The organism is Maritalea porphyrae (assembly GCF_027213965.1).
In the GTDB taxonomy this organism is placed as follows: domain Bacteria; phylum Pseudomonadota; class Alphaproteobacteria; order Rhizobiales; family Devosiaceae; genus Maritalea; species Maritalea porphyrae_A.
The window spans coordinates 346,640-358,920 of record NZ_JAPWGX010000004.1 but is presented as its reverse complement, the minus strand read 5'-3'; the positions used below and the strand labels follow the sequence as shown (position 1 = coordinate 358,920).

The window sequence follows — 12,281 nt, the reverse complement described above, 5'->3', positions numbered from 1 at the left end:
AAATCCCTTACTGGAAACAATGCATCCAGCTTTTAGTCGACCCATTGCGAAATGGGACCATTGAGTCTTTTGATCATTGTAGCATCTTTTGCCGCCACCAAAACCCGTGCAGGATCAACAGGAGCCGGAAACTCAATCCGCTCGGGCAGTGTTGGCTCAAAACCCAATGGGCCATAATATGGTGCATCACCAACCAACAGCACAAATGCACAACTTGGCACCTCAAAAGCCTTGGCCACAACTTCGCGCACCAATGCTTTGCCGGCACCCAATTTGCGCCGGTTCGGGTCCGTCGCCAATGGTCCGAGCAAATAACCGTTTTGATCTGAGATATTGATCGCTGACATTTTAACGGTCGCCACCGGTTGGCCATCCAACTCAGCCACAAGGCTTAATCTGTCATCCACCCCAAAGCGCTCGCGAATGCGAAAAGCAGCTCTTGCAAAACGCCCGGGGCCAAAACATGCATCGTGCAAGTCTTCAATCCAACTCTCGTCGGAGTTCGTTTCAAGACGAATGGCTAGCGCAGACAAATTTTGCGCAAGTTCAGGCTGTTGGGCATTTGTGATGTCAAGGATAGTCATAGTTTTGCTCAGGCGATTAGGGACGACAAAATTGGCACGAAGAAATTATCGTGGTCGTCGGCTCGGTCGCTGCGCAAATACTTTTGTGTTCATAAGCTTCAACTAGCACCGTGTTTTTCGCCTGTCGAGAAAAAACATCGCGCAACATCAACACTCACCACTAATTACACCAAAAAAATCGAACAATCAGTTCTCAAATACCCTCTTTGTTCAAAATATTTGCGCCCTATGTTGCCCCCCTGCGCGTTTAGTAAGAGGAAATAACAATGGGTATGCTGGTCGACGGTCTTTGGACCAATCAATGGTACGACACCAAATCAACTGGGGGCCGGTTCAAGCGATCAGAAGCTCGGTTTAGGAATTTTGTGACCAAAGATGGAGCCCCCGGCCAAACAGGTGCAGGCGGATTTCAAGCCGAAGCAGACCGTTATCATTTGTACGTGTCCCATGCATGCCCATGGGCGCACCGCACTATGATTTTTCGCGCGCTCAAGGGTTTGCAAGACTTAATCTCCGTATCTGTTGTTGATGCAAAAATGCCGGACCAACATGGCTGGACCATTTCCAAAGGCGAAGACCCCATCAATGACGCCAAAACCATGTGGCAAGTCTATGTGGCCGCTGACAAGGACTATACGGGCCGGGTGACGGTGCCCGTTTTGTGGGACAAAAAACAAAACACAATCGTATCGAACGAAAGTTCTGAAATCATTCGCATGTTCAATACCGAGTTCAACCATTTGACTGGAAATAAGTTGGACTTCTACCCCGAACATCTGCGCGAAACGATTGACCCGATCAATGAGCGAATCTATGGCGCCATCAACAATGGTGTTTACAAAACAGGGTTCGCCACCACCCAAGAAGCTTACGACGAAGCAGTCACCGACCTTTTTGATTGTTTGGATTGGGTTGAAAACATTCTGTCCAATAACACCTATTTGGCGGGCGACACACTCACCGAAGCTGATTGGCGGCTGTTCACCACTTTGGTGCGATTTGATCCGGTCTATGTTGGTCACTTCAAATGCAACATTCGCCGCATTGCTGATTATCCGAACATTTCGCGGCTCGTTGCAGAACTCAAAGCAACGCCGGGTGTTAACGACACCATCAATATGGAGCACATCAAAGTGCACTATTATTGGTCACATACCTCGATCAACCCCCATCGCATTGTACCCGCAGGCCCGGCAATGGACGAGGCATAGCTACCAGTCTTCAGAAATGGCGGTGCCACCAAAATATTCGCTTATTCGGCGGCGGGTGGCATCGGTTGCATCATGGGGTAAATCGTCCAGCGCGAACCAGCCCATTTCTGCGATCTCTGCATTTGGCGTAAATGGCCGAGCAACCTCAAACTGCTTGAACACAAATAGGGCCACATGATCGCGCTTTGATGCTTCACTATTGTGGTAAACTGACAATATTTGCCCACGGTCATTTGTGCGATAGCCTGTTTCTTCAAACAGTTCCTTCTTTGCTGTGCCCAAAGCGCTATCGCCGACCTCAACGCCACCACCGGGGAACATCCACCCGGAAGTATAGGTGTGTTTTATCAAAAGGACGTTTTTGCCGTCCACCAGCATAGCCCGCGCCCCAAATGTGGTTCGGCGCACGAACCCCATGACGAACAGGAATATTCGGGCCTGATAACGTTCAAAAAGCGGACTATGAATCAATCGCATAAGCATAGGGCGGACTTTAGACACCGGAGTTAAAACAATTCTTACTGAAAAATCAGTTGGTGCCTTTTTTTCTCCTTAGGTTTTGTACATAGTGCGCCCCACGTTTTGTAGCCAGTTGAAAAATCACACATGACAAAAGTCGCCCATATTTCAGATGTCCATCTTGGGCCACTGCCAACCATCTCACCTTTTGAGCTGATGAACAAACGTCTCACAGGATACGCGAACTGGAAATTGTCGCGCCACGGCAATATGCAGCAAGGGCTTTTGGCCCAGCTCAGCACCCACTTAAAACTGCAAAAACCTGAACTCATCGCCTTGTCGGGAGACCTCGTCAACCTCGCCTTGCCAGGAGAGTTTGAAGCTGCGCGCGCCTGGCTTGAAGACCTGGGACCTGCCGAGCAAATTGCCGTTATCCCCGGCAATCATGATGCTTACGTCAAATCGGGATTGGAAGAGGCCGCGGCGCAATGGGGTGACTATATGAAAGGCATGACCCTTTCAGACCACCAATTCCCCTATTGGCGACAAGAAGGCTGTGTGGCATTGATTGGGTGTTCAAGCGCCATCACTACCCCGCCTTTCTTCGCCCATGGTGAATTTGATGAAGCCCAAGCAGAACGTTTGATCGACATCTTAAAACTCACCAGAGATGCAGGGCTTTACCGCATCGTGATGATCCACCACCCGCCCCATGATGATGTGAAGCAAATCTGGCGACGCGGTTTGAAGGGGCGGAAACTCTTCAGAAAAGTCATTAAGGACCAAGGGGCCGAACTGGTGCTGCATGGGCATCTGCATCGCTCTATGATCCACCCTTTAGAGGGTCCAACTGGCGATATTCCGCTGATCGGTATTGCATCAGCCGCTGCAGGCAATGGTGGCAAATATGCCCCGGCGCGCTACAACCTTTTTGACGTGCACAAAGTGGGCAGCAAATTTGAGTGCCAAATGAGCGAGTTTGGATTTCAACGGATCGGAGACGGCATCACCAAACGGCTCGAGATGATGTTGGACTAAACCTGAAATTGGCCGGAATTCGACCTTTATACCTAGACGCCAGCGCGCAAATCCATAAAAAGTAATTCATGACCAAATTCATCATCGAGCGACCCGAGTTTAATATTGAAACAGGTGAAGCAAAGCTTCACTTTTTACTTGGGCCCCATCATTTCACCGAAAAGCTTGAACTTGGCGTTGGTTTTAATACCGACGCGGCCAAGTCAGAAAGCTTTGCCCGCATGCTCGATCTTGCTGCCGCGATTTTGGGTGTCAGCTATTATAAATTGCTTGCCCCTAAATCGATTGACGCAAGCGCCCTAAAACTCACCACCGCTGCACAGGAAATTGTGCGCGACGTTTATGAAAACGGTCTTGGTGAGTTTTACGCCCGCAACAATTTAGAGCGGTTTGGGCAAATCACATATGACTTGCGCACAACTGAAAACTGTGTGTCGCCGCCCCCCAACACCAATGAAGCGCTAATTCTTGTGGGTGGGGGCAAAGACTCTTTGCTTTCGATCAATTTGTTGGAAGAGGCTGGATGGCCCTACACACCATTTGCAGTGAACCCAAAGGGTCCGATCATCTCCTCAATCGAGCGAATGGAGAAACCTGCATTCTTTGTGCGTCGATATCTTGATCAATCGATGCTCAAACTCAATGGAAAGCCCGGTTTCTATAATGGCCACGTGCCCTCAACCGCGATCAACTCCATCATCGCCGCATTAGTGGCCCTGCTCTACACAAAGAGCCACATCATCCTGTCCAATGAGCGTTCTGCCAGTGAAGGCAATCTGGAATTTGATGGCCGTGAGGTCAATCATCAACATTCCAAAAGCTTGGCGTTCGAGCAGCTCTTTGCAAAGGGACTTGAAAGCCTAACGGGCGGCGCGTTGAGCTATTTCTCCTTGTTGCGACCGCTTTCCGAGTTGCACATCGCCGCCCTGTTTTTACGCTCGACAAAGTTTGACGGTGCATTTTCAAGCTGCAACGAGAACTTTAAACAAGATGCAACTGGCCCCGCGAGATGGTGCGGCAATTGCCCCAAATGCCATTTCGTGTCGCTCATTTTTGCGCCCTTCACATCTCCAAAGCGTTTGACCGCCATCGTGGGGGCAAATGTTTTGGACGACGCCAACAAGCTTGCGCCCATGCGCGACCTTTCGGGACTAACCGGCCACAAACCTTGGGAATGTGTTGGTGAGATATTGGAAGCCGCCGCAGCGCTTTGGCAATTGTCTAAAATCAAAGACTGGCAGAATATGGTGGTTGTAAAAACCCTCGCCCCAGAGCTGGAAGCATTCTACGGCGCGAACAAACTCAACACGGCATGGGACGAATTGATGACGCCCAGCGATGCCCATGCTATCCCTGAGCAAATATATAAATCGATAAAGACAAAAGAGTTTGGCAATGCAAATTGATGGTGCAGTCGTTCTTTACGGCGCAGGCCGTGAGGCAAGGTCCACAAGACAATTCTTGAGCGAAGTCGCACCGCTTACCAAGGTCTATGTAACAGTAGATAGCGGCGATGCGGACGTCCAAGATTGCACGCAAATCTCCCCCGCTCAGCTGCAGACCTTAATCGACAAAAAAGAAGTCGGGCTTTTGGTGCGCTCCGCTGGAGTCTCGATTTACAAGCCAGAGTTGATCGCTGCCAAAAAGGCGGGCGTTGAAATTACCACCAATATCAATCTTTGGGCCAAATATCGGCGCGGCGACACCAAAGTCGTCGCTGTCACCGGCACAAAAGGCAAAAGCACAACCGTAAAATTGACCGAAACAATGCTCAAATGCGCAGGGTTAGATGCCTGTTTGGGCGGAAACTTCGGCGTTGCCCCATTGGACCTTGATGACCACGATATCATCGTGATGGAGCTCTCTTCTTACCAAGTTGCCGACCTACAATTGCAACCAGATTATGTCGGCTTTACCAACCTTTTCCCCGAACATGTGGATTGGCACGGCAGCCTTGAACAATATTACCACGACAAAATGAATCTGTTGCGCCGCGATGGCCGCTATGGTTATGCACTCGGTTCGCAAGCGGCGGTGAACCAAAAGGTTCAAGCCAACCTGCCCAAATATGCAAATGAATTGCCCGGGCCTTCCGCTGAAATGGTGGCGGCCCTACACGGCACAATGCGCCAATCAAAACTCAAGGGCCCGCACAACGCCGACAATATGATGATTGCCGCCAAACTTGCCCTAGGCCTTGGCGCAAGCGAAGAAGCAATCCTTGAGGGCCTTAAGAGCTTCGCACCCCCAGCACATCGATTAGAAGAACATCAAATCGGTGGCCTAACGATTGTTGATGATTCAATATCAACTACACCGGAAGCCACAAAAGCAGCGCTCGCCACTTATCCTGATCACCCCATTGGCCTAATCGTTGGAGGTTTCGACCGCGAACAGGATTATCACGACCTCGCCAATCATATCCGCACCTCTTCAGTTACAACAATAGCTTGCCTGCCCAACACCGGGCACCGGCTTGTTGAAGCGATCGCGGAACTTGGCATTGAAGTCGACATATTTGAAGCGGATAATCTCACCCAAGCCATGAACGAACTGGCCAAAAAGCGTGAGCAATTCGAATTACTCATCCTCTCTCCTGCCGCCCCTTCTTACAATCACTTCCGCGATTATGTGGAACGAGGCGAGAAGTTTGTGGAACTGGCAAAAGAGCTATTCATCTCGTAAATATACTCAGATCGTGCAAAAGGACTGGAATGACAAAACTTAAAAGCTTTATTCACAAGCTAAACGCAGGCGAATTTACGCTGCTCGCTTTCGTTGTGCTAGTATTCATTTTCGCCGCCGGCATATTTGTCGGCAAGGGGGGCTTTTTTCTATCCCAACTGGTTGTTGGCTAGCCCCCACTAAGTGCGGCAACAAATTTACCCAATTGACCCAACCAATTTGTTTGGTATGATTCAAAGAGTTTTTTGGGAGATATTTTGTGGTACATCCGTTCGGACTAGTGACATATCGCTTTGGCAAGGATGACGGCACATTGATTGCCGAGTGGGTCAACGATGACCCTGCGAGCACGAACAGTGAAATCGGCATCGGGCTGGCAAAATCATCAAACGCCAAGTCAGACTCCTACGAAGGCGACTATAAAGTCGAATATTGGTTGCAAGGCAAAGTCATAAAGCTTGACCTCACAATTGTTGCGAGTGGTGAAATCTTTAAAATGTCGTGGATGGAAAATGGCGAATTGACAAACACCGGCTATGGGTTTGTGAGCGGCGACATGCTGGTTGCGGGCTTCTCGCGATAATTTCAAAACACGCAACACGACGAATTGGAAATGAGTTTGCCCGCTGCCTATCTTTATCTTCTGCTCGCCATTATTGGCGAAGTCGTTGCCACTTCTGCCCTAAAAGCGTCTGATGGGTTTACTGAAACCATTCCCTCAACACTTGTTGTTGTTGGCTATGGTGTTGCCTTTTATTTCCTCAGCCTTACGCTTAAAACGCTGCCCCTTGGCATAACTTACGCCGTCTGGTCAGGTGTTGGTATCGTCGCCGTCTCAATTTTTGGATGGCTCTACTATAAGCAACCCCTCGATTTTGCGGCGATCACCGGTATGGGCATGATATTGGCCGGAGTGCTGGTCATTCATCTTTTTTCAAAATCCGCGACCATTCATTAGATTAACGCGCATTCCAATAAAATACCATTATCTTTCAGTATGTTAACTATTCATTTAGGCTAGCATGCTGCAAATGGGCGCTTTTTTCAGGTTTTTTAACCAACTCCACAATGAACCATCCCGCTAACCAACTGAAATATAACAGTTTCCGCAATTTTCTAAATCTTTACCTAGTTTATTGGGAGATTGAAAATCGCTCTGGTCCAAACTGTCCCCAATGTGCTGCATGAAGCAGTACACGTTGAGGAGGTTTTGACATGGCATTTCTACTATTGACCATTTCGATGTCGCTGATTGTCTATGGCTACCACCAGCCAAATACGCGGGCTGTGGTTCAAGTGAAAAGACAAGCGCGACAGAAACAAGCAGCCGCCTTAAACGTTTCAAACAAGCAGTAAGTTAACGGGGAACAAAAATGAAAACTCTAGCAGCAACAACTTTGGCATTTATGTTGGTTACAGCAGGCCTAGCATTGGATTTTTCGGTGAATATGTCTAACACCTCAATGATTCAACAAACACCAGCTCAATTCACTGCAATTTACTAAGCGATTGCGCCCGGCATTTCCTCCCTTAAAAAAGGTCGGGCATCCCTTCCCAATCACTTAGACGGCACGTGGCAATAAAGCAGATAATTGGCACTGCCAAAATTGGAGAATTGAATTGAATGTGAGAGCGGCATAAAGCCTCGACCAGCAATGGTTCGAGGCTTTAGCTATTTTGGAAGCTCTTCCAATTCGATCAATGTGCCATCAAAATCTTTTGGGTGAAGAAACAAAACCGGCAAACCATGCGCGCCAATTTTAGGCTCGCCGTCACCCAACACGCGGGCACCCTCATCACTGAGTTTTTTGGCAGCTGCGCGAATATCCTCAACTTCAAAGCACATGTGGTGAATGCCACCAGATGCGTTCTTTGCAAGGAACCCCGCAATCGGTGACTCCTCACCCAGCGGATGAAGCAGCTCCACTTTGGTATTGTCGAGCATCACAAAGACAACCGTCACGCCATGCTCGGGCAAACCTTGCGGTGCAGAGACCTCGGCCCCTAGCATATCCCGATATTTTGCCGTCGCTGCCGCCAAATCAGGGACAGCAATGGCAACATGGTTTAATCGACCGATCATGCTTCGTTCCTCAACTTGCCTTCAATTCGGCTCATCACAGCGTTTGCCGCATCGAGCACATTGGTACCAGGCCCAAAAATGTCGGCGACGCCCGCGTCACGCAAGTGTTGATAATCTTGCTCCGGGATAACGCCACCGGCAAAAACAGAGATATGGCCAGCACCCTTTTCATTGAGCAAATCAATGAGTTCTGGGATCAGTGTTTTATGACCAGCCGCCAAAGAAGATGCACCGATACTATCTACTTTCAGTGCAATGGCCTTATCCGCAACCTCAGCTGGTGTTTCGAACAGATCTCCAATATGCACTTCAAAGCCCATGTCTGCGAACGCGGTGGCGATCACCTTTGCGCCACGGTCGTGACCATCTTGGCCCATTTTGCCGATATAAATCGAAGGCTTACGCGTTTGTTCAACGCCAAAATCTGCAATCCGCGACTGGACCGCTTTGTACTCAGGGTCGTCCCCATATTGATGATCGTAAACACCAGAGATGACTTTGGTTGACGGCTTATGCCGATCAAACACCTCTTCCATCGCGTCCGAAATCTCGCCCAACGTCGCTCTTGCCCGTGCCGCATCAATGGCTGCCGCGAGCAAATTGCCCTCGCCAGTGCGGGCAACGTCACGCAAAACATCAAGGGTTTCTTGCCACTTAACAGGGTCCCGAGTTTCTCGGATTTTCTTAATCGAAGCAATCTGTTCAAGCCGCACGGCCTTATTGTCGATGTCCAAAATATCCAGATCATCTTCTTGATCCAACCGATATCGGTTGACGCCAACAATCACGTCTTCGCCCTTATCAACCCGCGTCTGGCGGATTGCTGCTGCGCGTTCGATTTCCAGTTTTGGCGCACCCTCTTGCACGGCTTTGGTCATGCCACCTTGCGCTTCTATCTCTTTGATCATTGCACCAGCTTTGGCCACCATGTCAGCCGTTAGGTTTTCCACATAGTAGGAACCACCCAACGGATCGACAACGTCTGTCACCCGCGTTTCGTGCTGCAAAATAAGCTGCGTATTCCGCGCGATACGAGACGATGTCTCCGTCGGCAAAGCAATCGCTTCGTCGAACGAATTCGTGTGCAAGCTTTGTGTGCCACCCAAAACCGATGCCATCGCTTCATAAGCTGTGCGCACCACATTATTATATGGGTCTTGCTCGGTCAGCGACACGCCGGATGTTTGGCAGTGGGTTCTGAGCATCATCGAACGCGGGTTCTTCGCGCCCAAATCCTTCATGATGTCGGCCCAAAGCGTGCGGGCCGCGCGCAATTTAGACACTTCGGAAAAGAAGTTCATGCCGATACCAAAGAAGAACGACAAGCGCCCGGCAAACGCATCAATGTCCAAGCCCTTTTTCTGCGCTGCACGAACATATTCAATGCCGTCAGCAAGCGTATAGGCAAGCTCTTGAGTGGCGGTCGCACCCGCTTCATGCATGTGATAGCCAGAGATCGAAATCGAATTATATTTGGGCATGAACTCGGCCGTGTGCGCAATAATATCCGCAATGATCCGCATGCTTGGTTCTGGCGGGTAAATGAAGGTGTTGCGCACCATGAATTCTTTAAGAATATCGTTCTGGATGGTGCCCGAAAGCTTATCTTGGCTGACGCCCTGCTCTTCAGCGGCAACAACAAACATTGCTAAAACAGGGATCACAGCGCCATTCATGGTCATCGACACTGACATTTCATCCAGCGGAATACCACCGAACAAGACTTTCATATCTTCAACACTATCGATGGCAACGCCCGCTTTACCCACATCGCCCGTTACACGCTCATGGTCACTATCGTAGCCGCGGTGCGTTGCCAAATCGAAGGCAACGGACAAGCCTTTTTGCCCTTTCTCAAGCGCCTGCCGGTAAAACTTATTGCTCTCAGTCGCTGTTGAAAAACCCGCATATTGACGGATCGTCCAAGGGCGGTTGGCATACATGGTTGCCCGCACGCCACGCGTAAACGGCGCTTCGCCCGGCATCGCTTCGGCTGCGCTTTGGGGCACGTCCTCCGCAAAATAGACGGGCTTTACGTCAACCTCGCCATATTGGGTTTCAAGGTCAGCAGGTGCTTTGCCGCGCAATTCACCCTCTGCTATGCCCTGCCACTTGGCATATGTGTCGGATTTGATGCTCATAGCTCTTCAAACTCCATGATGACTTCATCCACCGCCAGCACAGACCCAATGCCTGCTGAAATCGACTTCACGCGGGCTTTCTTTTCAGAACGCAATACGTTTTCCATTTTCATGGCTTCAACGATAGCAAGGGCCTGACCGTCTTCCACGATATCGCCTTCTGCAACTTCGATGCGCACCACTTGTCCGGGCATTGGGCAGAGCAGATATTTAGACATGTCCGGTGGCAATTTAATCGGCATGTGTTCCATCAGGTCAGCGACCCGGGGCAGCAATACTTGTACCTTTAAGTCCGCACCACGATAGCGCATTTTGAACCCATAGGAGGTGCGTTTAACCTGCACCACCATGTGCTTTTCATCGCCCACGCGCCCCTTGGCCAGCGTATCGCCCGGCGCCCAGTCCGTGTCGATGCGGATCAGCGTTTCAAAATTGTCTTCTCGGTCCTGCCAAATCACCGCGTCTTTTTGCACTGAGAAGTCAAAACGATTTTCGCCAATAATCACGCTACGCTGATTGCCATTTGGCGCCAGATCCAGTGTGGTCGCTTCGGAAAAGCCACGCCCCTCAATTTGGTGGGCCATATGGGCGGCCAATCCGGCTAGAAGCTTCAGTGAAGCTTTGGGCAATTCAACCCCATCAAATCCTTCAGGGAATTCTTCAGCAATATAGCCAGTGGTCAAACGACCTTCTTTAAACCGGTCCTGCTCCATCACGGCAGAAAGGAACGGAATATTGTGGCCAATGCCCTCAAGTTCAAACCCATCCAGCGCATCGGACATGGCTTCAATGGCCGTCAAACGATCGGGTGCCCACGTGCACAATTTAGCGATCATAGGATCGTAAAAAGTGGAGATTTCGCCCCCTTCAAACACCCCAGTATCATTGCGCACAATAAGGGCATCGGTAGTAATTTCAGACGGCGGGCGATAACGTGTCAAACGGCCAATAGAGGGGAGGAAATTGCGATAGGGATCCTCAGCATAAAGCCGGGACTCAATTGCCCACCCATTGAGCGTGACCTCATTTTGGCCGATTGCAAGCTTTTCGCCCGCCGCTACGCGGAGCATTTGCTCCACTAGGTCTATCCCTGTGATCATTTCGGTTACAGGGTGTTCCACCTGCAGCCGTGTGTTCATCTCAAGGAAATAGAAATTTCTGTCGCCATCCACGATGAATTCCACCGTGCCAGCGCTTGTGTAACCAACCGCCTGCGCCAAAGCGCAAGACTGTTCGCCCATTTTTTTGCGTGTTTCTTCATCCAAAAACGGCGAAGGCGCCTCTTCAATCACCTTTTGGTTGCGGCGCTGAATGGAGCATTCGCGCTCGCCCAAATAAATGCAATTGCCGTGACTATCGGCCAGCACCTGAATTTCAATGTGACGCGGGTCGGTGACGAATTTCTCAATGAAAATCCGATCATCGCCAAAACTTGATGCAGCTTCAGATTTTGAACGATCAAAACCCTCACGCGCTTCGGAATCGTTCCAGGCAATCCGCATGCCTTTGCCGCCGCCACCGGCCGAAGCCTTAATCATCACCGGATAGCCAACCTTGTTGGCAATCTTCACCGCGTCTTCCGCGTCTTCGATCAATCCCATATGCCCAGGAACTGTTGAAACGTTCGCTTCAGCCGCAATTTTCTTCGAAGTGATCTTATCACCCATCGCCTCAATGGCTTTGGTTGGTGGGCCAATAAAGACAATATCATTTTGTTTCAACGCCTCGCAAAATGAAGCGTTTTCGCTCAAAAATCCATAACCCGGGTGCACCGCTTCTGCGCCTGTATCCTTACAGGCTTTAATGATCCGGTCTGCAAGCAGGTAACTTTCAGCCGCTGGCGAACCACCAATGTACACAGCCTCATCAGCCATTTCCACATGCAGCGCCTCGCGGTCCGCATCTGAATAAACAGCAACCGTTTTGATGCCCATTTTCTTGGCAGTTTTAATCACCCGACAGGCAATTTCACCCCGGTTAGCAATTAGGATTTTTGAGAACATTTGCTCATCCATTCCTTGTTCGCGCAATGCGAGAGTTTATGTTTAGGCTGTCCCGGACTTGATCCGGGACCTATTTC

The 12,281-nt window shown here is 50.0% G+C and carries 14 protein-coding genes; 9 read left to right on the top strand and 5 right to left on the bottom strand.

The window, feature by feature from the left end; all coding sequences use genetic code 11:
* Positions 1 to 32: 32 nt before the first annotated feature.
* Positions 33 to 584: a GNAT family N-acetyltransferase gene (locus O4H47_RS14565; protein ID WP_269394734.1), complete on the bottom strand. Its 552-nt coding sequence runs from the start codon at positions 582 to 584 to the stop codon at positions 33 to 35.
* 266 nt (positions 585 to 850) lie between these two features.
* Here O4H47_RS14565 and O4H47_RS14560 point away from each other — a divergent pair, with 266 nt between their 5' ends.
* Positions 851 to 1,795 carry a glutathione S-transferase family protein gene (locus tag O4H47_RS14560; protein WP_269394733.1) on the top strand — a complete coding sequence of 315 codons (945 nt, stop codon included), beginning with the start codon at positions 851 to 853 and terminating at the stop codon, positions 1,793 to 1,795.
* Here the strand turns inward: O4H47_RS14560 and O4H47_RS14555 are convergent, their stop codons facing one another.
* Positions 1,796 to 2,278 (bottom strand): NUDIX domain-containing protein, encoded by a 483-nt coding sequence (locus O4H47_RS14555; protein ID WP_269394732.1) that lies wholly within the window; start codon positions 2,276 to 2,278, stop codon positions 1,796 to 1,798.
* A gap of 123 nt (positions 2,279 to 2,401) precedes the next feature.
* Between O4H47_RS14555 and O4H47_RS14550 the strand changes: the two genes are divergently transcribed.
* The 8 genes from O4H47_RS14550 to O4H47_RS14515 all read left to right on the top strand — a co-directional run bounded on the left by O4H47_RS14550 (position 2,402) and on the right by O4H47_RS14515 (position 7,482).
* On the top strand, positions 2,402 to 3,292 hold the full coding sequence (locus tag O4H47_RS14550) for a metallophosphoesterase family protein (RefSeq protein WP_269394731.1): 891 nt from the start codon (positions 2,402 to 2,404) through the stop codon (positions 3,290 to 3,292).
* A gap of 68 nt (positions 3,293 to 3,360) precedes the next feature.
* On the top strand, positions 3,361 to 4,698 hold the full coding sequence (locus O4H47_RS14545) for a hypothetical protein (RefSeq protein WP_269394730.1): 1,338 nt from the start codon (positions 3,361 to 3,363) through the stop codon (positions 4,696 to 4,698).
* Complete coding sequence (murD, locus tag O4H47_RS14540; protein WP_269394729.1) at positions 4,688 to 5,977, top strand: UDP-N-acetylmuramoyl-L-alanine--D-glutamate ligase; 1,290 nt, start codon at positions 4,688 to 4,690, stop codon at positions 5,975 to 5,977. Before O4H47_RS14545 ends, murD begins: the two co-directional genes overlap by 11 nt.
* 29 nt (positions 5,978 to 6,006) lie before the next feature.
* The gene (locus tag O4H47_RS14535; RefSeq protein ID WP_269394728.1) at positions 6,007 to 6,150 is read left to right on the top strand and encodes a hypothetical protein; all 144 of its coding nucleotides are present in this window, start codon (positions 6,007 to 6,009) and stop codon (positions 6,148 to 6,150) included.
* 86 nt (positions 6,151 to 6,236) lie between these two features.
* Positions 6,237 to 6,560: a hypothetical protein gene (locus tag O4H47_RS14530; protein WP_269394727.1), complete on the top strand. Its 324-nt coding sequence runs from the start codon at positions 6,237 to 6,239 to the stop codon at positions 6,558 to 6,560.
* Between the two features lie 30 nt (positions 6,561 to 6,590).
* A complete protein-coding gene (locus O4H47_RS14525) occupies positions 6,591 to 6,935 on the top strand; it encodes a DMT family transporter (protein ID WP_269394726.1) in 345 nt (114 codons plus the stop codon).
* Between the two features lie 257 nt (positions 6,936 to 7,192).
* The gene (locus tag O4H47_RS14520; RefSeq protein ID WP_269394725.1) at positions 7,193 to 7,333 is read left to right on the top strand and encodes a hypothetical protein; all 141 of its coding nucleotides are present in this window, start codon (positions 7,193 to 7,195) and stop codon (positions 7,331 to 7,333) included.
* A gap of 17 nt (positions 7,334 to 7,350) precedes the next feature.
* Complete coding sequence (locus tag O4H47_RS14515; RefSeq protein ID WP_269394724.1) at positions 7,351 to 7,482, top strand: hypothetical protein; 132 nt, start codon at positions 7,351 to 7,353, stop codon at positions 7,480 to 7,482.
* A 167-nt stretch (positions 7,483 to 7,649) separates the two neighbouring features.
* Here O4H47_RS14515 and mce read toward each other — a convergent pair whose 3' ends face one another.
* Genes mce through O4H47_RS14500 form a run of 3 tightly spaced genes read right to left on the bottom strand, consistent with a single transcriptional unit; the run spans position 7,650 to position 12,204 of the window.
* Positions 7,650 to 8,060 carry a methylmalonyl-CoA epimerase gene (gene mce, locus O4H47_RS14510; RefSeq protein ID WP_269394723.1) on the bottom strand — a complete coding sequence of 137 codons (411 nt, stop codon included), beginning with the start codon at positions 8,058 to 8,060 and terminating at the stop codon, positions 7,650 to 7,652.
* A complete protein-coding gene (scpA, locus tag O4H47_RS14505; RefSeq protein WP_269394722.1) occupies positions 8,057 to 10,201 on the bottom strand; it encodes a methylmalonyl-CoA mutase in 2,145 nt (714 codons plus the stop codon). The genes mce and scpA overlap by 4 nt, the downstream gene beginning before the upstream one ends.
* Positions 10,198 to 12,204, bottom strand: a complete 2,007-nt coding sequence (locus O4H47_RS14500; protein ID WP_269394721.1) for an acetyl-CoA carboxylase biotin carboxylase subunit — start codon at positions 12,202 to 12,204, stop codon at positions 10,198 to 10,200. Before O4H47_RS14500 ends, scpA begins: the two co-directional genes overlap by 4 nt.
* Positions 12,205 to 12,281 lie beyond the last annotated feature (77 nt).

Coding starts and splice junctions, on each gene's coding strand:
- O4H47_RS14520 (WP_269394725.1), top strand. CDS start 7,193: ATGGCATTTCTACTATTGACCATTTCGATGTCGCTGATTGTCTATGGC.
- O4H47_RS14500 (WP_269394721.1), bottom strand. CDS start 12,204: ATGTTCTCAAAAATCCTAATTGCTAACCGGGGTGAAATTGCCTGTCGG.
- murD (WP_269394729.1), top strand. CDS start 4,688: ATGCAAATTGATGGTGCAGTCGTTCTTTACGGCGCAGGCCGTGAGGCA.
- O4H47_RS14565 (WP_269394734.1), bottom strand. CDS start 584: ATGACTATCCTTGACATCACAAATGCCCAACAGCCTGAACTTGCGCAA.
- O4H47_RS14560 (WP_269394733.1), top strand. CDS start 851: ATGGGTATGCTGGTCGACGGTCTTTGGACCAATCAATGGTACGACACC.
- O4H47_RS14545 (WP_269394730.1), top strand. CDS start 3,361: ATGACCAAATTCATCATCGAGCGACCCGAGTTTAATATTGAAACAGGT.
- scpA (WP_269394722.1), bottom strand. CDS start 10,201: ATGAGCATCAAATCCGACACATATGCCAAGTGGCAGGGCATAGCAGAG.
- O4H47_RS14555 (WP_269394732.1), bottom strand. CDS start 2,278: ATGCTTATGCGATTGATTCATAGTCCGCTTTTTGAACGTTATCAGGCC.
- O4H47_RS14550 (WP_269394731.1), top strand. CDS start 2,402: ATGACAAAAGTCGCCCATATTTCAGATGTCCATCTTGGGCCACTGCCA.
- O4H47_RS14515 (WP_269394724.1), top strand. CDS start 7,351: ATGAAAACTCTAGCAGCAACAACTTTGGCATTTATGTTGGTTACAGCA.
- O4H47_RS14535 (WP_269394728.1), top strand. CDS start 6,007: ATGACAAAACTTAAAAGCTTTATTCACAAGCTAAACGCAGGCGAATTT.
- mce (WP_269394723.1), bottom strand. CDS start 8,060: ATGATCGGTCGATTAAACCATGTTGCCATTGCTGTCCCTGATTTGGCG.
- O4H47_RS14525 (WP_269394726.1), top strand. CDS start 6,591: ATGAGTTTGCCCGCTGCCTATCTTTATCTTCTGCTCGCCATTATTGGC.